The organism is Frankiales bacterium, assembly GCA_016125335.1.
Lineage (GTDB): Bacteria > Actinomycetota > Actinomycetes > S36-B12 > CAIYMF01 > Longivirga.
Genome location: WGLY01000003.1, coordinates 1 through 17,343 on the forward strand (window position 1 = coordinate 1; position 17,343 = coordinate 17,343).

Annotated in this window: 18 protein-coding genes; 6 read left to right on the forward strand and 12 right to left on the reverse strand. The window is 73.3% G+C overall.

The annotated features are described in order from the left end of the window. Positions 1–885 (forward strand): hypothetical protein (locus GC157_01775; GenBank protein ID MBI1376202.1); only part of this gene is annotated, 885 nt, incomplete at its 5' end. Between the two features lie 333 nt (positions 886–1,218). Here GC157_01775 and GC157_01780 read toward each other — a convergent pair. The 5 genes from GC157_01780 to GC157_01800 form a co-directional block, all read right to left on the reverse strand. Continuing rightward, positions 1,219–1,998 carry an alpha/beta fold hydrolase gene (locus GC157_01780; protein MBI1376203.1) on the reverse strand — a complete coding sequence of 260 codons (780 nt, stop codon included), beginning with the start codon at positions 1,996–1,998 and terminating at the stop codon, positions 1,219–1,221. Positions 1,999–2,035: 37 nt separating this feature from the next. Further along, on the reverse strand, positions 2,036–2,800 hold the full coding sequence (locus tag GC157_01785) for a glucose 1-dehydrogenase (protein MBI1376204.1): 765 nt from the start codon (positions 2,798–2,800) through the stop codon (positions 2,036–2,038). Then, positions 2,797–3,534, reverse strand: coding sequence for an alpha/beta hydrolase (locus GC157_01790; GenBank protein MBI1376205.1), 738 nt, complete (start codon positions 3,532–3,534; stop codon positions 2,797–2,799). The genes GC157_01785 and GC157_01790 overlap by 4 nt, the downstream gene beginning before the upstream one ends. A gap of 61 nt (positions 3,535–3,595) precedes the next feature. Next, on the reverse strand, positions 3,596–3,898 hold the full coding sequence (locus GC157_01795) for a hypothetical protein (GenBank protein ID MBI1376206.1): 303 nt from the start codon (positions 3,896–3,898) through the stop codon (positions 3,596–3,598). A gap of 15 nt (positions 3,899–3,913) precedes the next feature. Further along, on the reverse strand, positions 3,914–5,692 hold the full coding sequence (locus GC157_01800; protein MBI1376207.1) for a 3-hydroxyacyl-CoA dehydrogenase family protein: 1,779 nt from the start codon (positions 5,690–5,692) through the stop codon (positions 3,914–3,916). Between the two features lie 214 nt (positions 5,693–5,906). Here GC157_01800 and nucS point away from each other — a divergent pair, with 214 nt between their 5' ends. Further along, positions 5,907–6,581: an endonuclease NucS gene (gene nucS / locus GC157_01805; protein MBI1376208.1), complete on the forward strand. Its 675-nt coding sequence runs from the start codon at positions 5,907–5,909 to the stop codon at positions 6,579–6,581. Positions 6,582–6,603: 22 nt separating this feature from the next. On the opposite strand, the gene GC157_01810 is transcribed toward nucS, so the two are convergent. Next, positions 6,604–7,272, reverse strand: a complete 669-nt coding sequence (locus GC157_01810; protein ID MBI1376209.1) for a peptidase E — start codon at positions 7,270–7,272, stop codon at positions 6,604–6,606. A gap of 427 nt (positions 7,273–7,699) precedes the next feature. Here GC157_01810 and GC157_01815 point away from each other — a divergent pair, with 427 nt between their 5' ends. Further along, complete coding sequence (locus GC157_01815) at positions 7,700–8,617, forward strand: ATP-binding cassette domain-containing protein (GenBank protein ID MBI1376210.1); 918 nt, start codon at positions 7,700–7,702, stop codon at positions 8,615–8,617. Then, a complete protein-coding gene (locus tag GC157_01820; GenBank protein ID MBI1376211.1) occupies positions 8,614–9,462 on the forward strand; it encodes an ABC transporter permease in 849 nt (282 codons plus the stop codon). Before GC157_01815 ends, GC157_01820 begins: the two co-directional genes overlap by 4 nt. Before the next feature lie 9 nt (positions 9,463–9,471). Here GC157_01820 and GC157_01825 read toward each other — a convergent pair whose 3' ends face one another. Together GC157_01825 and GC157_01830 are read right to left on the reverse strand one after the other, a co-directional pair. After that, on the reverse strand, positions 9,472–11,445 hold the full coding sequence (locus GC157_01825) for a protein meaA (GenBank protein ID MBI1376212.1): 1,974 nt from the start codon (positions 11,443–11,445) through the stop codon (positions 9,472–9,474). A 45-nt stretch (positions 11,446–11,490) separates the two neighbouring features. Continuing rightward, the gene (locus GC157_01830) at positions 11,491–12,342 is read right to left on the reverse strand and encodes a 3-hydroxybutyryl-CoA dehydrogenase (protein MBI1376213.1); all 852 of its coding nucleotides are present in this window, start codon (positions 12,340–12,342) and stop codon (positions 11,491–11,493) included. A 134-nt stretch (positions 12,343–12,476) separates the two neighbouring features. Between GC157_01830 and GC157_01835 the strand changes: the two genes are divergently transcribed. After that, positions 12,477–12,797, forward strand: coding sequence for a hypothetical protein (locus tag GC157_01835; protein ID MBI1376214.1), 321 nt, complete (start codon positions 12,477–12,479; stop codon positions 12,795–12,797). 6 nt (positions 12,798–12,803) lie between these two features. Here the strand turns inward: GC157_01835 and murA are convergent, their stop codons facing one another. After that, positions 12,804–14,078 carry a UDP-N-acetylglucosamine 1-carboxyvinyltransferase gene (murA, locus tag GC157_01840; protein ID MBI1376215.1) on the reverse strand — a complete coding sequence of 425 codons (1,275 nt, stop codon included), beginning with the start codon at positions 14,076–14,078 and terminating at the stop codon, positions 12,804–12,806. A gap of 112 nt (positions 14,079–14,190) precedes the next feature. Here murA and GC157_01845 point away from each other — a divergent pair, with 112 nt between their 5' ends. Beyond that, positions 14,191–14,766: a cob(I)yrinic acid a,c-diamide adenosyltransferase gene (locus tag GC157_01845; protein ID MBI1376216.1), complete on the forward strand. Its 576-nt coding sequence runs from the start codon at positions 14,191–14,193 to the stop codon at positions 14,764–14,766. Here GC157_01845 and GC157_01850 read toward each other — a convergent pair. From GC157_01850 to atpD, 3 genes are all read right to left on the reverse strand, one after another. Beyond that, positions 14,763–15,401 carry a hypothetical protein gene (locus GC157_01850; protein ID MBI1376217.1) on the reverse strand — a complete coding sequence of 213 codons (639 nt, stop codon included), beginning with the start codon at positions 15,399–15,401 and terminating at the stop codon, positions 14,763–14,765. The two genes, GC157_01845 and GC157_01850, sit on opposite strands and share 4 nt — an antisense overlap. 62 nt (positions 15,402–15,463) lie before the next feature. Continuing rightward, complete coding sequence (locus tag GC157_01855; protein ID MBI1376218.1) at positions 15,464–15,898, reverse strand: F0F1 ATP synthase subunit epsilon; 435 nt, start codon at positions 15,896–15,898, stop codon at positions 15,464–15,466. A gap of 2 nt (positions 15,899–15,900) precedes the next feature. Further along, positions 15,901–17,337 (reverse strand): F0F1 ATP synthase subunit beta, encoded by a 1,437-nt coding sequence (gene atpD, locus GC157_01860; GenBank protein MBI1376219.1) that lies wholly within the window; start codon positions 17,335–17,337, stop codon positions 15,901–15,903. Between the last annotated feature and the right edge of the window lie 6 nt (positions 17,338–17,343).

A 17,343-nucleotide genomic window follows, 5' to 3' on the forward strand; every position in this document is an offset into this window, starting at 1 on the left:
CGCGCCAACAAGGCCGTCGCGACCCGGGACGTGTACCGGCAGCCGATCGGGGACGGCATGGCGTTCCTAGGAGTCACCCACCAGGCCCCCGTGATCGACGCCGTGTTCGACGCGATCGAAGCGGCCGGCAAGGCGCTACGCGCGCAGCGCGGCGGCGCCGATGCCCTGCGCGCGGGGAACGACGACGCCGCCTCCGGTGCCTGCCGCGCCGACGCGCTCGCCGCCCTCGTCCTGGGGACCCGCGACGAGGAGGGCACGCTGGTCTACGACGCCTCGCGCACCCAGACCGAGCTCCACGTCGTGATGGACCTCGACACGCTGCGCGGGGAGCGCGACGGGCTGGCACTCCTCAACGGGACTCCGATCCCCGCGCCCATCGCCCGCGAGGTCGCCGCGGTCGCCGACTGGTGGCGCCGCCTGGTCGTGGACCCGGTCGACGGGCACCTGCTCGACTACGGCACCCGCCAGTACCTCCCCGCCGCCCTGCGCGAGCACGTCCTGCACCGCGACCCGACCTGCCGGCGACCCGGGTGCACCCGCCGGGCGCAGGAGATGGACCACGCCCTCCCGTTCCCCGAAGGATCCAGCGACACGGCGAACTGCGGCGGCCTGTGCTCGCGCTGCCACCAGGTCAAGACCGCCGGGCACGCGACCATCGAGGACAGCGCCGCCGACGGGTCCGGCACGTGGGTCACCCGATGGCGCCAACGCATCCGCATCCCCGCCCAACCGGTCCTCGAACCCCGATCACGACCGGCCCCGCCGCTCGCGACTCCGGCCGCGCGCGACGACGCACGAGCGCGCCCGGACGCGGACGGTCCGATCCGTGGCGACGCCGGCTCCGCTCCCGGCACCGGCGATCCCCCGGAACGCCCTCCGTTCTGACCCCGCGCTCGACCGCCCTCGGCGCTTCCCACTGCCCTTCGCTGGCCGCCGCCGCCGTTCGTCACCGCGCGCTGCGGTCGCTCGCCTCGCCGCCCGTGGCCGGCTTCAGTCGGGTCGCGTCGCCTCGCGGTCCTGAGCTGACCCCTCGTGCCGAGCCGAGGACCCGCCACGCCCGCGGACGACGCGTCGGTCCTGCAGCTCCGGCGCCCAGCACAGGGCACGCTCCGGCCAGGCTGCCAGCGAGCGGATCCCTGGCGGCCGCAGCGCCCGGGCGCGGCGACCCTGTCCGTACCGGCGACGCGGTCGCCCGCGCAGGAGTGCCTCGACCGTGGATCAGGTCGACTGCGGCAGGCGGCGCACGTCGTCGAGGAACTCCACGAGGGCGGCGGACACCGCGGCCGGGTCCTCCACCACCGTGAGGTGCCCCGCGCCCGGCACGGTCACCAGCCGCGCGTCCCGCAGCGAGGCCACCATGAGGTCCTGCTCGGCGCGGGAGCTGGTCTCGTCCTCCTCGCCCCACAGCACCAGCGACGGCGCGGCGAGCGAGGCGAGGTCGGCGAGCGAGTCGGGCCGAGCCGCCATCGCGCGCTGGGTCCAGGCGACGGCGCGGGGGTCGGCGTCGAGGATCCAGCCGCGCACCCGCTCGACCACCCCGGGACGGGTGGCGTGCGTCGTCGCGCCGAGCAGCGTGGGCAGCATCGCGCGGGCGAGCGCCTCGGTCGACCCGGCGGCGAGCACCTGCTCGGCCACGGTCAGCCGGTTGGCCCGCGCCTGCTCGGTGTCGGCGGTGCCCTTGGTGTCGATCAGCGCGAGACCCGCCACGCGGGAGGGGTCCTGGCGCAGGAGCTCCATCGCGACGTAGCCGCCCAGCGAGATCCCCGCCACCACCGCGTTGCTCACCCCGACCCGGTCGAGGATGCCGAGGACGTCGTGGGCCATGGCCCCCAGCGAGGGCTCGTCCTCCGGGCCCTCCTCGCCGTACGCCGACTCGCCGAAGCCGCGCAGGTCCGGCACCACCACGGCCCAGCCGGCGTCGGCCAGCGGGTCGACGACGTCCTCCCACAGGCGGGAGTCGAGCGGGAACGCGTGCAGCAGCACGACCGTCGGCGCCATCAGCACCTCCCTCGGCCCGGTGCGGGCATCGGGCGCCTCACGGCATCGCCGAGAGTCCGCCGTCGACCACGAGGACGTGGCCGGTCATGAACGACGAGGCGTCGGAGGCGAGGAACACCGCGGGGGCGGCGATCTCCTCCACCGTGCCCCAGCGCGCCATCGGGACGGTCGCGAGCAGCCCCTTCTCCGTGCCCTCGTCGTCGCGCAGGAACCCGGTGAGGTCGGTCTCGATCCACCCCGGCACGAGCGCGTTGACGCGCACCCCGGCCCACGCGCTCTCGGTCGACAGCGACTGCGTCAGCGAGATCACCGCAGCCTTCGCCGCGCCGTAGTGCGACATCGTCGGGGCACCGCGCAGCCCCGCCACCGAGCTCAGGTTGATCACCGATCCGGTGCGCCGCTCGATCATCTGCGGGATCACCGCCTGCGTGACGTGCACGACGGAGTCCAGGTTGAGCCGCAGCGTGCGCTCCCAGCCGGAGAACCGCATCCCCGCGAACGGCCGCGCGAAGCTGTTGCCGCCGGCGTTGTTGACCAGGACGTCGATCGGGCCGAGGCGCTCGGTGCTCGCGGCCACCGCGGCGCTCACGGCGTCGGCGTCGGTCACGTCGCACACCGCCACCGCGGCGCGGCGTCCGAGGCCCTCCACCGCCGCGGCGACCTCGCCCAGCGCGCTCTCGTCGCGGGCGAGGAGCGCGACGTCGGCGCCCGCATCGGCGAACGCCAGCGCGATGGCGCGCCCGATCCCCCGCGACGCGCCGGTCACCAGCGCCGTCCTGCCGTCGAGCCGGAAGCCGGTCACAGGTCGTTCCACCTCTCCATCGGTCCGTCGTACTCGTCGGGCAGCGGCCCGGCACCGGGCACCAGGTGGGCGACGATCGCGTCCAGCACGATCCTGACGTACTTCTCCCCCACCCACAGGTGCTTCGCGCCCTCGACGCCCACCACCTCGGCCTGCGGCACGCGGGCGAAGCGCGCCCGGGCCTCGTCGGGACGCAGGTAGTCGTCCAGCTCGGGCACCAGGGCGGTGAGCCGTCGGCCCGACGCCGCCCAGCGGTCGAGGTCGGCGTCCGTGGAGTAGCGCAGCGGCGGCGAGATCAGCACGGCGCCCTCGATCGGGTCGATGTCGCCGTGCCGGAGCACGACGTCGGTGCCGAACGACCACCCGACCAGCCACGGGTGCGGCAGCCCGAGGTCCTCGGCGTCGCGCACGGCGGCGCGCAGGTCGTGGCCCTCGCCCTCGGCCGCGTCGAACTCGCCCTCGCTCGTGCCGGCCGCGCTCGACGTGCCGCGGGTGTTGAACCGCAGCACCGCGATCCCGGCGAGGGCCGGCAGCCGCCATGCCGCCTTGCGGTAGAGGTGGCTGTCCATCATGCCGCCGTGGGTCGGCAGCGGGTGCAGGCAGACCATCGTCGCCACGGGCGGGCGGTCCACCGGCGTCGCCAGCTCGCCGACGAGGCGCAGGCCGTCGTCGGTGGTGATCGTGATCGGCTCGCGGCGGGCCGGCAGCACGCTGTTGGCCACGATCTCGGGCATCGCCGTCCCTTCGGTGGGTCCTGCGCGCACCGTGCGCGCCCGGCCAGTCTCGCCGACGACGTCAGCCGCGCGGCGGTCGCCCCCGCGACGGGCCGCGTCGTCCGCGGGCGTTCCAGCACGGGGTGTGCCAGTGACGGCGCTCGTCCTCGCCTCCCGGCCGGTCGAAGGGCCAGGCCACCACGTGGGGCGTCCCGGGACGGACCTCGTGGTCGCAGCCGGGGCAGCGGTAGGTCTTCGTGCTGCCCGCCCCCGAGATGCGCCGCACCACCCACTCGCCGTCGTCGTGCTCCTCCACCCGCTGGTGGGTGGCGCCCTCAACCGGGCGCTGCTCCGGCTGCGGCGAGCGCCGGTTGCGCCGGGCCACGTGTCCCCCGCCGGGTCAGTCGTAGGCGCGGAAGCCGCGTCCGGCCTTGCGCCCGACGTAGCCGGCCGTCACCAGGTGCTCGAGCCGGGGCGCCGGCGCGAAGCCGGGCTCGCGGAACTCGAGGTAGAGGGTGCGCTGGATCGCCAGCGAGACGTCGAGGCCGACGACGTCGAGCAGCTCGAAGGGGCCCATCGGGTAGCCGCAGCCCATCTTCATCGCGGTGTCGATGTCGTCGGCGGACGCGTAGTTGGCCTCGAGCATCTTCACCGAGTCGTTGAGGTAGGGGAACAGCAGCGCGTTGACGATGAAGCCGGCCCGGTCGCCGCACGTGACCGGGTGCTTGCCCAGCCGTCGGCACACGTCGACGGCCGTGGCCACGACGTCGTCCGCCGTCGTGACGGTGGACACCACCTCGACCAGCTTCATCACCGGGGCGGGGTTGAAGAAGTGCAGGCCGACGACGTCCTGCGGGTACTTGGTCGCCGCCGCGAGGTCGACCACCGGCAGGCTGGAGGTGGTGGTGGCCAGGATCGCGCCGGTCTTGCAGATCTCGTCGAGGGCCTCGAAGAGCACGGTCTTGACGCCGAGGTCCTCCACCACGGCCTCCACGACGAGGTCGCGGTCGGCCATGTCGTCGAGGCGGGTGGTGCCCGTCACGCGGGCGAGTGCGGCGTCGCGGTCGGCCTGCTCGAGCTTGCCGCGGGCGACCGCCTTGTCGAGGGAGCGCTCGAGCGCGCCGCGCACGGCGGCGACCTTCGCGTCGGTGCGCGCGACGTAGACGACGTCGAACCCGGCCTTGGCGAACACCTCGACGATGCCCGTCGCCATGGTGCCCGAGCCGACCACGCCCACGGTGTCGACCGGCCGCAGGCCCTGCGGCGAACCGCCGTCCGCCTCCGGGGTGAGCGCGTCCGGGACCACGACCGGCGAGTTGGGCTCCTCGTAGGTGTAGAAGCCGCGACCGGTCTTGCGGCCGCGCAGGCCGGCGGTGACCATCTGCTTGAGCACCGGCGAGGGCGCGTGCAGGCGGTCGCGGCCCTGCTTGTACATCGTGTCGAGGATCTCGTAGGCGGTGTCGAGGCCGATCAGGTCGAGCAGGGCGAGCGGCCCCATGGGCAGGCCGCAGCCGAGCTTCATCGCGGCGTCGATGTCCTCGCGGGAGGCGTACTTCGTCTCGTACATGTTGGCCGCGTGGTTGAGGTAGCCGAACAGCAGCGCGTTGGCGATGAACCCGGCCTTGTCGCCCACCACCACGGGGAGCTTGCCGAGCTTCTGGGCGACGCCCTTGACCTCGTCGACCACCTCGGGTGCGGTGACGACCGTGCGCACGATCTCGACGAAGGCCTGCACCGGTGCGGGGTTGAAGAAGTGCATGCCGAGCACCTGGGCGGGCCGCGCGGTGGCCACCGCGATCTCGGTGACCGACAGCGACGAGGTGTTGGAGGCGAGGATCGCCTCCGGCGAGACGACCTTGTCGAGCTGCTGGAAGATCTCGCGCTTGAGCTCGAGGCTCTCGGGCACGGCCTCCACGACGAGGTCGCGGTCGGCGAGGTCGGCGTAGTCGGTCGTGTAGCGGATCCGGCCGATGATCTCGTCGCGCTCGGCCTCGCTGAGCTTGCCGCGCGACACCGCGCGGCCGGTGGACCCGTCGACGTGCTCGCGACCGCGGGCGAGGGCCTCCTCGCCGGCGTCGAGCCCGACGACGTCGTAGCCGCTGCGGGCGAACACCTCGGCGATGCCGGCCCCCATCGTGCCCAGACCGACGACCCCCACCTTGGTGACCTCGTGCGCCATGCCGTCCTCCGTTGCCGTGTGCGACGTCCGCCGGGTGCGACGTCGGCCCGGGCGCGCCGCGGCCGGTCGGACCACGTCGGCGGGGGCCGACCCGATCCTCCCAGGTGACCGGCCCGGCCCGCTCCCCGGCCCGGCGCCCCCGCTCCCCGGCCCGGCCCGGCCCGGCCGGGTGCCCCCCGCACGCCGGGCGGCGCCGGCGTACTACGGTCGCCGGGTGCGCCTGGTGATCGCGACGTGCTCGGTCGACTACGTCGGCCGCCTCACCGCGCACCTGCCCAGCGCCCGCCGGCTGCTCCTGGTGAAGGCCGACGGCTCGGTGCTCGTCCACTCCGACGGCGGCTCCTACAAGCCGCTGAACTGGATGAGCCCGCCCTGCGCGCTCGCGACCGAGGTGGACGACGACGGCGTCGGCACCTGGACGGTGACGAACCGGGCCGGCGAGCAGCTGGTGGTCACCGTCGAGGAGGTGCACCACGACACCGACCACGAGCTGGGCGTGGACCCGGGGCTGGTCAAGGACGGCGTCGAGGCCCACCTCCAGAAGCTCCTCGCGGAGCAGGTCGAGGTGCTCGGCGCAGGCTGGCGCCTGGTGCGGCGCGAGTTCCCCACGGCGATCGGGCCGGTCGACATCATGTGCCGCGACGCCGAGGGCCGGGCCGTCGCGGTCGAGATCAAGCGCCGCGGCGAGATCGACGGCGTCGAGCAGCTCACCCGCTACCTGGAGCTGCTCAACCGCGACCCGCTGCTCGCGCCCGTGCGCGGCATCTTCGCCGCGCAGGAGATCAAGCCGCAGGCGCGCGTGCTCGCGCAGGACCGCGGCATCGAGTGCGTGGTGCTCGACTACGACGCCCTGCGCGGGGTGGACGACGCCGGTTCCCGGCTGTTCTAGCCCGCGCACGCGTCCCGGGGCGTCACGGCTCGAGGTAGGTCCACCGGCCCTCGGAGACGACCTCCACGGAGCCGCCGTCCACCACCAGCGCCGACTGGTCGTCGAGCGCGTACGCCGGCACCCCGATCCCCGCGGCCCAGCGCCGGGCCTCGGGCAAGGTGTTCTCGGGCATGTCCGGGTGGTCGAGGTGGGGGAAGATCGCGAAGTCCACCACCCCGAGCGTGCGGTCGTCGCCGTCCGGTCGCTGCCAGCTGACGAAGTCCGCGCCGATCCGCGGCGTCATCACCATGCTCCCGGCGCTCATGCCGACCCAGACGGTGTCCGGCAGCTCCGGCAGCAGGTCGGCCAGGCCGGACTCGCGCATCCAGTGGCACAGGTACGTCGCGTCGCCGCCGTCGACGAGCAGGACGTCGGCCTCGCGCACCCACGGCACCCACCGCTCGGCCCCGATGCTGGGCAGCGCGGTGAGCTCGAGCACGCCCACGGACCTCCAGCCCAGGTCCGTCATCGGCGCCGGCGACCGCCCCGACACGAAGCGCCAGGCCGACGCCGGGGTGCAGTACCGGTGGCCCCACTCCGCCGTCGGGATGCACAGCGCGGCGCACTCCTCGATCGGCCGGCCGAGCAGGCGCAGCAGCGCGTCGCGGATGGCGGCGTTGCTCACGCCGCCGGAGGTGAGCAGGAGCTTCATGGCTCTCCCGGGGCACTGGGGCATCCGGCGGGGTGCCGGACGCCGGGCCAGCCTGCCAGTGCCGCCGCGCGAGCGACAGCGCCACGTCCGCCGGCTCCCCGCGGCGTCCGTGCTCCGGTGGCCGAGCCTGCGGACACGGCGCACGCTGGTGCCCTGGCACCGTGGGCCTGCCCCGCGGCCGGGCGGGAGGGCGTCATGGGACGGTCCGCACTGAGCGTGCTCTACGTCGTGGTCATGGTCGCGGTGATCGTGGGCGTCGACCTGCTCTTCTTCCGAGACCAGCCCTGGCCGCGGCTCGCCGTCAACGCCGGCATCGTCCTGATATTCGGCGCTTTCTACGTGCGGTACCTGTACCCGTCCTGAGCCTTCGACGGCTGGTCCCCGATCCCCGGTGCACGGCCGCGTGCACGTGCGGCAGGGTGGACCCATGACCACGACCGACCCTTCCGCCGGCACGCTCGTCGTCCCGGCACCCGACGGCGCGGACCTCGCGGTACGGGTCCGCGGGCTGCGCAGGAGCTACGGCGAGACCCGCGCGGTCGACGGCGTGGACCTCGACGTCGTCCGCGGCGAGGTGCTCGCGCTGCTCGGCCCCAACGGCGCCGGCAAGACGACCACGACGGAGATCCTCGAGGGCTACCGGCACCGCGACGCGGGCGAGGTCGACGTCCTCGGGGTCGACCCGGCCCACGCCCACCCTGTGTGGCGCAGCCGCCTCGGGATCGTCCTGCAGACCGCCGGCGACCTCGGCGACCTCACCGTCGAGGAGTCGGTCGCGCACTTCGCCGGCTACTACCCGCACCCGCGGTCGGTCGACGAGGTGGTCGAGGCGGTGGGGCTGGCGGAGAAGCGCACCACCCGGGGCGCCAACCTCTCCGGCGGCCAGCGCCGGCGCCTCGACGTCGCCCTGGGGATCATCGGCCGGCCAGAGCTACTCTTCCTCGACGAGCCCACGACCGGCTTCGACCCGGAGGCGCGGCGCGAGTTCTGGGAGCTCATCAAGGGCCTGCGGGGCGAGGGGACGACGATCCTGCTCACCACGCACTACCTCGACGAGGCGGAGGTGCTCGCGGACCGGGTGGCCGTCATCGCGCGCGGGCGCGTGATCGCCTGCGACGTCCCTTCTCGCCTCGGTGGGCGGGACGAGTCGCTGGCCACCGTCACATGGCGCGAGGAGGGGGCCGTGCGCCGGGTGCCCACCCACGAGCCTACGAAGGCGGTGCGCGAGCTCGCCGACCGGTTCGGCGGCGAGGTCCCCGGGCTGGCCGTCCACCGGCCGAGCCTGGAGGACACGTACCTGTCCCTCATCGGGCACGACCTCGACGACACGGAGGGCACGCGATGAGCGCCTCGACCGTCACGACGGGCCCGGCGGTCCCCGCGCGCCCCCCGGGTGCGTTCGCGCTCGGCCGCCGGCGCGTGAGCATCGAGCTCAAGCAGTTCTTCCGCGACCGCCAGTCGGCGGTGTTCAACTTCCTGCTGCCGGTGCTGCTCATGGTCATCTTCGGGGCGGTGTTCGGCAGCCAGCCGCTCAGCGAGGGCTCGGACATCGCGTTCTCGCAGTACTTCGTGGCCGGCATGATCGCGTCCGGCGTGCTCTACACGAGCTTCCAGAACCTCTCGATCTCGATCCCGCTCGAGCGCGACGACGGCACTCTCAAGCGCATCCAGGGCACGCCCATGCCCAAGCTCTCGTACTTCATCGGCAAGATCGGCCTGGTCTTCGTCGCGTACGTCGCCCAGCTCACCCTGCTGGTCACCGTGGGACGTCTCTTCTACAAGCTCCAGCTCCCCAGCGGCTCCCAGTGGGTGACCCTCGTGTGGGTGTCGGTGCTCGGCCTGATCGCGTGCACCCTGCTGGGCATCGCGTTCAGCTCGGTCCCCAAGAACGGCAAGGGCGCACCGGCGATCGTGAGCCCGATCGTGCTGGTGCTGCAGTTCACCTCGGGCGTCTTCTTCCCCTACAGCCAGCTGCCCGACTGGATGCAGACCTTCGCCGCGGTGTTCCCGCTCAAGTGGCTGACTCAGGCGATGCGCAGCGTCTTCCTGCCTCCGGAGGCGGCGGCGGCGCTCGAGGTGTCCGGCTCGTGGCAGCTCGGCGCCTGCGCCGCAGTGCTGGCCGCGTGGGCGGTGGTCGCCCTGCTCCTGAGCCTGCGGTTCTTCAGGTGGAACAAGCGGGGTCAGGACTGAGCACGCCCGTCAGGTGGTGGCGGCGACCAGCCGGGGCAGGCCGCGGGCCGCGCGCACCTCGTCGAGCACCCGGGCCATGATCACCGTGGCGTCGTAGTCCTTGGGGGTGAACACGGCGGCCACGCCGGCGGCGCGCAGGATCCCGGCGTCGGCGTCCGGGATGATGCCGCCCACGACGACCGGCACCTCGCCGAGCCCGGCCTCGCGCAGGCCCTCGAGCACCGCGGGCACGAGGTCGAGGTGCGAGCCGGACAGGATCGAGAGACCCACGACGTCGACGTCCTCGGCGACCGCGGCCGCCACGATCTGCTGGGGCGTGAGCCGGATCCCCTGGTAGACCACCTCGAAGCCGGCGTCGCGGGCCCGCACGGCGATCTGCTCCGCGCCGTTGCTGTGGCCATCGAGCCCCGGCTTGCCCACGAGCATCCGCAGGCGGGAGCCGAGCGCCTCGCCCGTGGCGATCACGTCGGCCCGCACGGCCGCGAGCTCGTCCGAGGGCGCGGCGGTGCCCACGGCGGCGGACACGCCGGTGGGGGCGCGGTACTCGCCGAACACCTCGCGCAGCGCGCCCGCCCACTCGCCGGTCGTGACGCCCGCCCGGGCGCACGCGAGGGACGCGGGCACGAGGCTCCCGGTGCCGGCCGCCGCAGCGCGCAGGGCGTCGAGGGCGGCCGTGACGGCGTCGGCGTCGCGAGCCGCGCGCCAGGCGTCCAGCCGCGCCACCGCCTCGGCCTCCACCGCGGGATCCACGGTCTGGATCGCCTCGATCCCGGCACCGGTCAGCGGGCTGGGCTCCGTGGCGGTGTAGGCGTTCACGCCCACCACCACCTCGTCGCCGCTCTCGACCCGCGCGCGCCGAGCCGCGTGCGACTCCACCAGGCGGCTCTTCATGTAGCCCGACTCGACCGCGGCGACCGCACCACCCATCTCCTGCACGCGGTCGATCTCGGCCTTGGCCGCGGCGACGAGGTCGGCGACCTTCGCCTCCACCACCACCGATCCGCGGAAGAGGTCGTCGTACTCGAGCAGGTCGCTCTCGTAGGCCAGCACCTGCTGGATGCGCAACGACCACTGCTGGTCCCAGGGCCGCGGCAGCCCGAGCGCCTCGTTCCACGCCGGCAGCTGGATCGCCCGGGCGCGCGCGTCCTTCGACAGCGTGACGCCCAGCATCTCGAGCACGATGCGCTGCACGTTGTTCTCGGGCTGCGCCTCCGTGAGCCCCAAGGAGTTCACCTGGACGCCGTACCGGAACCGGCGGGCCCGGGCGTCCTGCACGCCGTAGCGCTCACGGGTGAGCTCGTCCCACAGCTCGACGAAGGCGCGCATCTTGCACATCTCCTCGACGAACCGCACGCCGGCATTGACGAAGAACGAGATGCGCCCGACGACGTCGCCGAAGCGCTCCGGCGGCACCTGTCCCGAGTCGCGCACGGCGTCGAGCACCGCGATCGCGGTGCACATGGCGTACGCGATCTCCTGCTCCGGCGTGGCGCCCGCCTCCTGGAGGTGGTAGCTGCAGATGTTGATCGGGTTCCACTGCGGCACCTCGACGACGGTCCACGCGATCATGTCGGTGATCAGCCGCAGCGACGGCCCGGGCGGGAAGACGTAGGTCCCGCGCGAGAGGTACTCCTTGATGATGTCGTTCTGCGTCGTGCCCGAGAGCGACGACAGCGCGCCCCCCTGCTCCTCCGCCACCACGGCGTAGAGCGAGAGCAGCCACATCGCGGTGGCGTTGATGGTCATCGAGGTGTTCATCTCGTCGAGCGGGATGCCGTCGAACAGCGTCCGCATGTCGCCGAGGTGCGTGACCGGCACGCCGACCTTGCCCACCTCGCCGCGGGCGAGCGGGTCGTCGGGGTCGTAGCCCGTCTGCGTGGGCAGGTCGAAGGCCACCGAGAGGCCGGTCTGGCCCTTCGCGAGGTTGGTCCGGTAGAGGGCGTTGGACGCGCTCGCCGAGCTGTGCCCGGCGTAGGTCCGCATCAGCCAGGGCTTGTCCCGCACGTGTGCCTCCTCGACCCGTCGCGATCAGGCGTGGTCGTAGAACCCGCGGCCGGTCTTGCGGCCGAGGTCGCCCGCCGCGACCATCCGGCGCAGCAGCTCCGGCGGCGCGAAGGTCTCGTCCTGGGTGTCGGTGTAGATGTTGCTCGCGGCGTTGAGCATGATGTCGACGCCGGTCATGTCCACCGTCTCCAGCGGCCCCATCGCGTGGCCGAAGCCGAGCCGGCAGGCGGTGTCGATGTCCTCGGCGCTCGCGACGCCTGACTCCAGCAGCCGCACCGCCTCCATCGCCAGGGCGCTGATGAGCCGCGTGGTGACGAACCCCGCGACGTCGCGGTTGACCACGACCACCGTCTTGCCCACGCCCTCGGCGAAGTCGCGGGCGGTGGCGAGGGTCTGGTCCGAGGTCTTGTAGCCGCGCACCAGCTCGCACAGCTTCATGAGCGGGACCGGCGAGAAGAAGTGCGTGCCCACGACCGACTCCGGCCGCGAGGTGACCGCCGCGATGGAGGTGATCGGGATGGCCGAGGTGTTCGACGCCAGCACCGCGTCCTCGCGGCAGAGGGCGTCGAGCGAGCGGAAGACCTCGGCCTTGACCTCGAGCTTCTCGAAGACGGCCTCCACCACGATGTCGGCGGTCGAGACGGCGTCGAGCTCGGTCGTGGTGGCGATGCGGCCCAGGGCCGCGTCGGCCTCGTCGCGGGTCATGCGCTCGCGCTCGACGAACTTGGCGTACGACGCCCGGACCGACCCCAGGCCGCGCTCGAGGGCGCCGTCGGTGACGTCCTGGAGGACCACGTCGTAGCCGTTCGCCGCGGCGACCTGGGCGATGCCCGCGCCCATCAGCCCGGCGCCGATCACGGCGACCTGCGAAGCCATCGCGCTCTCCCTCGTCCCGGCGCCCGGTGCCGGGCGGCCGTCTCGGACTCTAATCGGAGGGGCTCCCCCAACCTCCCCCGGGCCGACCGGTCGCCGGCCTGGCACCGGGGCCCGGACGGGGACACCATGGAGGCGTGTCCACGAGCGCCTCCTTCCTGGTGGGGCCGGTGATCGCCTTCCTCGGGGTCGGCCTGCTGGTCCTGCTCCTGCGCTGGACCTTCCGGCGCGGCGGGTCGGTGGTGGCGCGCCCGGCGAGGTCCGGCCGGGTCGACGAGTACGGCCTGCTGGTGTCCGTGGCGGCCCCCACGAACTACATCGAGGCCGAGATCGTGCGCCGGACGCTGGAGGACCACAAGATCCGCGCGACGCTCGCCCAGACCACCGCCGGCCCGCGGATCATGGTGTTCGAGCAGGACCTCGAGCGGGCCCGCGCCGTGGTCGACGGGAGGGGCTGACGGGCCTCAGCCCACGGAGGCGAGCTGCACCCGGGTGACGTCCGCGCCGAGCCGCACGAGGTCGTCGACGAACCCCTCGTAGCCCCGGTCGACGTGGTGGGGCTCGTACACGGTGGTGACGCCGTCGGCCACGAGGCCGGCGAGCACGAGGCCGGCGCCCGCCCGGATGTCGGCCGCCTCGACGGGAGCGCCCGACAGCGATTCCTTGCCCCGGACCATGGCGTGGTGCCCGTCGGTGCGCACGTCCGCGCCGAGCCGCACCATCTCGTTGACGAAGCGGAACCTGGCCTCGAAGAGGTTCTCCGTCACCATCGCCGCGCCGCGCGCGATCGCGTTGAGCGCGATGAACTGCGGCTGGAGGTCGGTGGGGAACCCGGGGTAGGGCAGCGTGACGACGTCGACCGCGCGCGGGCGGTCGGTGCTGCGCACGCGGAACCCGCCCTCGACCACGTCGACCACGGCTCCGGACGCGGTGAGCTTGTCCAGCGCGATCTCGAGGTGGTCGGCGCGGGCGTTGCGCACGGTGACGTCGCCGCGGGTCATGGCCGCGGCGACCGCCCAGGTGCCCGCGACCAGCCGGTCGGGCACGGTGGTGTGCTCCGTGGGCGAGAGCGCCTCGACGCCGTGCACCTCCAGCGTGGAGGTGCCGATGCCGTCGATCGAGGCGCCCATCGAGGTGAGCATGGTGCAGATGTCCACGATCTCGGGCTCGCGGGCCGCGTTGTCGATCACCGTGACGCCGTCGGCCAGCACCGCGGCCATGAGCAGGTTCTCCGTGGCGCCCACGCTCGGGAAGTCGAGCCAGACGCTCGCCCCGTGCAGCCGCTGGTCGCGCGTGGCGATGAGGAAGCCGTGCTCGCTGCGCACCGTGGCGCCCAGCCGCTCGAGGCCGGCGACGTGCATGTCCAGGCCGCGGCTGCCGATGTTGTCGCCCCCGGGCAGGGCGACGTCGGCCTCGCCGCACCGGGCCAGCAGCGGCCCGAGCACGTTGATCGAGGCGCGGAGCCGGCGCACCAGGTCGTAGTCGGCCTTGTGGTGCGGCACGGCCGGGACGTCGATCGAGACCGTGCGGCTCGCGGTGTCGCGGTGGACCTCGCAGCCGAGCCGGCGCAGCAGCTCGGACATGTAGGCCACGTCGAGGATGTCCGGCACCTCGTGGAGCACCGTGGTGCCCTCGGCGAGCAGGGCGGCGGCCATCAGCTTGAGCACGCTGTTCTTGGCGCCCGTCACCCGCACCTCGCCGGCCAGGCGGGCGCCGCCGACGATCCGGAAGGCCTCCACGTCAGGTGAGGATAGGCGAGATCGGCGGCTCCCCCGTCCCACGACGTCCGCCCGTCAGGGTGGCCTTCCCGCGGGCGGGCCCGCCCGAGCACGACGCCGTAGGCTCACCGGCATGGTCAACCTCACCCGGATCTACACGCGCACCGGCGACGACGGCACCACGGCGCTGGGCGACATGTCCCGCGTGGGCAAGGACGACCTGCGGCTCGCCGCCTACGCCGACACCGACGAGACCAACTCCGCGCTCGGCGTGGCGCTCGCCCTCGGCGACCTGGCCCCCGACGTGGTCGCGCTGCTCACCCGGGTGCAGAACGAGCTGTTCGACGTCGGCGCCGACCTCAGCACCCCGGTGGTGGCCGACCCGGCCCACCCGCCGCTGCGCGTGGAGCAGGACTACGTCGACCGGCTCGAGGCCGCGTGCGACACCTACAACGCCCTGCTCGCGCCGCTGCGCTCGTTCGTCCTCCCCGGCGGCACGCCCGGATCGGCCCTGCTGCACGTGGCCCGCACCGTCGCCCGCAGGGCCGAGCGCTCCACCTGGGCGGCCCTCGCGGTGCACGGCGAGACGATGAACCCGCTGACCGCCACCTACCTCAACCGGCTATCGGACCTGCTGTTCATCCTCGCCCGCCACGCCAACCTCTCCGGCGGCGGCGACGTGCTCTGGAAGCCCGGCGGCGACCGCTAGCCCCCGGCCGGACCGCCGGCCGGGGTCAGCACCTCGCCGCCCCGCACGGCCGCGAGGTCCCGCGCGATCTGCGCCGCGAGCGCCGTCCACTCCTCGGCGGGCATCGGCGGCAGCGCGTCGCTCCAGTCCGTGAGGGACGAGCCGCGCAGCTGGAGCAGGCCCTCGGGGCGGGCCATGAACCACACGTGCAGGTGCGCCCCGCCGTCGCCGATCTTCATCACGTGCACGCGGGCGAACCCGCCCAGGCCGAGCAGCACCCGCTCGAGGTGCAGCGTGAGCACGCCGAGGTCGGCGGCCATCGCCTCGTCGAGGTCGACCGAGTCGAGGTGGGCGCGCGGCTCGAGCAGCACGGTGGGCACCGGCGTCGGCTCCAGGGGCACCAGCAGCCAGCGGTCGTCGGCCCACACGGCCCGCTCGATGCCGTGCTCGCACGCGCCGCAGGGCCGTCCACCCTCGCCCGTGCGCGGCGGCTCCGGGAGCACCGGGTCCTCGAGCCGCTTGACCCGCAGGTCGCCCTCGAACGGGAAGATGTCCCACTCCGTCACCTCGGGCAGGGCGAGGCGCCCGTCGGGCCCCTCGGCCGCGCGCACGCGGGAGACCAGGGCGGCGGTGCGGGGGTGCGGTGCGTCGCTCACGACGACGACCCTAGGCCTCCCGCGGAGGTCCCAGGGTCGTCGGTCGTGCGTGCGGCGCGGCGTCAGGTGCCGGGGCGGCGCCCGCCGGAGTCCGCGGCGTGCTCCTTGTGCTGCTCGGAGATCGCCACCTTGAGCCGGGTCTCGGCGCGGCTGACCGCGGCCTTCTCGTCCTCGGTGTCGTCACCGGCCGCCATCGCCCGCTCCAGGGCGAGCCGGGCCCGCTCGACGTCGATCTCGCCGCCGAGCTCCGCGGACTCCGCGAGGATCGACACGTGGTTGGAGTCGACCGCGAAGAAGCCGCCGTGGACCGCGGCGGAGATGACCCGGCCCTCGGTGGTGGTGATGCGCACCGGGGAGTCCGCCAGCAGCGCGAGGACCGGCTCGTGGTTGGGCATGATGCCGATCTCGCCCTCGAGCGTCTTCGCGACCACCAGCGACGCCGTGCCCGACCACACCTTCCGGTCGACGGCGACGAGGCTGACGATGAGCTCGGCCATGGTCAGCCGGCCAGCTTCGCGGCGTTCTTCTCGACGTCCTCGACGCCGCCGCAGAGGAAGAAGGCCTGCTCGGGCAGGTGGTCGTACTCGCCCTCGGTGAGCGCCTTGAACGAGGCGATCGTCTCCTCGACCGGCACGAAGGAGCCGGGCTGGCCGGTGAACTGCTCGGCCACGAAGAGGTTCTGCGAGAGGAACCGCTGGATGCGCCGGGCCCGGCCCACGAGGATCTTGTCCTCCTCGGAGAGCTCGTCGATGCCGAGGATCGCGATGATGTCCTGGAGGTCCTTGTAGCGCTGGAGGATCTCCTTGACGCGAGCCGCGACGCGGTAGTGCTCGTCGCCGATGTAGCGCGGGTCGAGGATGCGCGAGGTGGAGTCGAGCGGGTCGACCGCGGGGTAGATGCCGAGCTCGGAGATCGGCCGCGACAGCGTCGTGGTCGCGTCGAGGTGCGCGAACGTCGTCGCCGGCGCGGGGTCGGTGAGGTCGTCGGCGGGCACGTAGATCGCCTGGAGCGAGGTGATCGAGTGGCCGCGGGTCGAGGTGATCCGCTCCTGGAGCTGGCCCATCTCGTCGGCCAGCGTGGGCTGGTAGCCCACGGCCGAGGGCATGCGGCCGAGCAGCGTCGACACCTCGGAGCCCGCCTGGGTGAAGCGGAAGATGTTGTCGATGAACAGCAGCACGTCCTGCTTCTGCACGTCGCGGAAGTACTCGGCCATGGTGAGCGCCGAGAGCGCCACGCGCAGGCGGGTGCCCGGCGGCTCGTCCATCTGGCCGAAGACCAGCGCGGTCTTGTTGATGACGCCGGACTCGGTCATCTCGCCGAAGAGGTCGTTGCCCTCACGGGTGCGCTCGCCCACGCCGGCGAAGACCGACACACCGCCGAAGTTCTCCGCGACGCGGTTGATCATCTCCTGGATGAGGACCGTCTTGCCGACGCCCGCACCGCCGAACAGGCCGATCTTGCCGCCCTTGACGTAGGGGGTGAGCAGGTCGATGACCTTGATGCCGGTCCAGAACACCTCGGTCTTGCTCTCGAGCTGGTCGAAGCTCGGCGCCTGGCGGTGGATCCCCCAGCGCTCGGTGATCTGAAGGGTCGACTCCTCGACGTCGAGCGGCTTGCCCAGCGTGTTCCACACGTGGCCCTTGGTGACGTCGCCGACGGGCACGGTGATCGAGTCGCCGGTGTCGCGGACGTCGGCTCCGCGCACGAGGCCGTCGGTGGGCTGCATGGAGATGGTGCGCACCATGTTGTCACCGATGTGCTGGGCGACCTCGAGGGTGAGGGTCTTCGTGCCCTCCCCCGACGGGTCGAGCACGTCGACGTGCAGGGCGTTGTAGAGCTCCGGCATCGCCTCGACGGGGAACTCCACGTCGACGACCGGTCCGGTCACCCGGGCGACCCGGCCGACGCCGGTCGTGGTCTCAGTCGTTGCAGTCATGGTTCT

Coding starts and splice junctions, on each gene's coding strand:
- GC157_01800 (MBI1376207.1), bottom strand. CDS start 5,692: ATGGCGCACGAGGTCACCAAGGTGGGGGTCGTCGGTCTGGGCACGATG.
- GC157_01820 (MBI1376211.1), top strand. CDS start 8,614: ATGAGCGCCTCGACCGTCACGACGGGCCCGGCGGTCCCCGCGCGCCCC.
- GC157_01855 (MBI1376218.1), bottom strand. CDS start 15,898: ATGGCCGAGCTCATCGTCAGCCTCGTCGCCGTCGACCGGAAGGTGTGG.
- GC157_01830 (MBI1376213.1), bottom strand. CDS start 12,342: ATGGCTTCGCAGGTCGCCGTGATCGGCGCCGGGCTGATGGGCGCGGGC.
- GC157_01815 (MBI1376210.1), top strand. CDS start 7,700: ATGACCACGACCGACCCTTCCGCCGGCACGCTCGTCGTCCCGGCACCC.
- GC157_01845 (MBI1376216.1), top strand. CDS start 14,191: ATGGTCAACCTCACCCGGATCTACACGCGCACCGGCGACGACGGCACC.
- GC157_01790 (MBI1376205.1), bottom strand. CDS start 3,534: ATGCCCGAGATCGTGGCCAACAGCGTGCTGCCGGCCCGCCGCGAGCCG.
- GC157_01780 (MBI1376203.1), bottom strand. CDS start 1,998: ATGGCGCCGACGGTCGTGCTGCTGCACGCGTTCCCGCTCGACTCCCGC.
- GC157_01825 (MBI1376212.1), bottom strand. CDS start 11,445: ATGCGGACCTACGCCGGGCACAGCTCGGCGAGCGCGTCCAACGCCCTC.
- atpD (MBI1376219.1), bottom strand. CDS start 17,337: ATGACTGCAACGACTGAGACCACGACCGGCGTCGGCCGGGTCGCCCGG.
- GC157_01810 (MBI1376209.1), bottom strand. CDS start 7,272: ATGAAGCTCCTGCTCACCTCCGGCGGCGTGAGCAACGCCGCCATCCGC.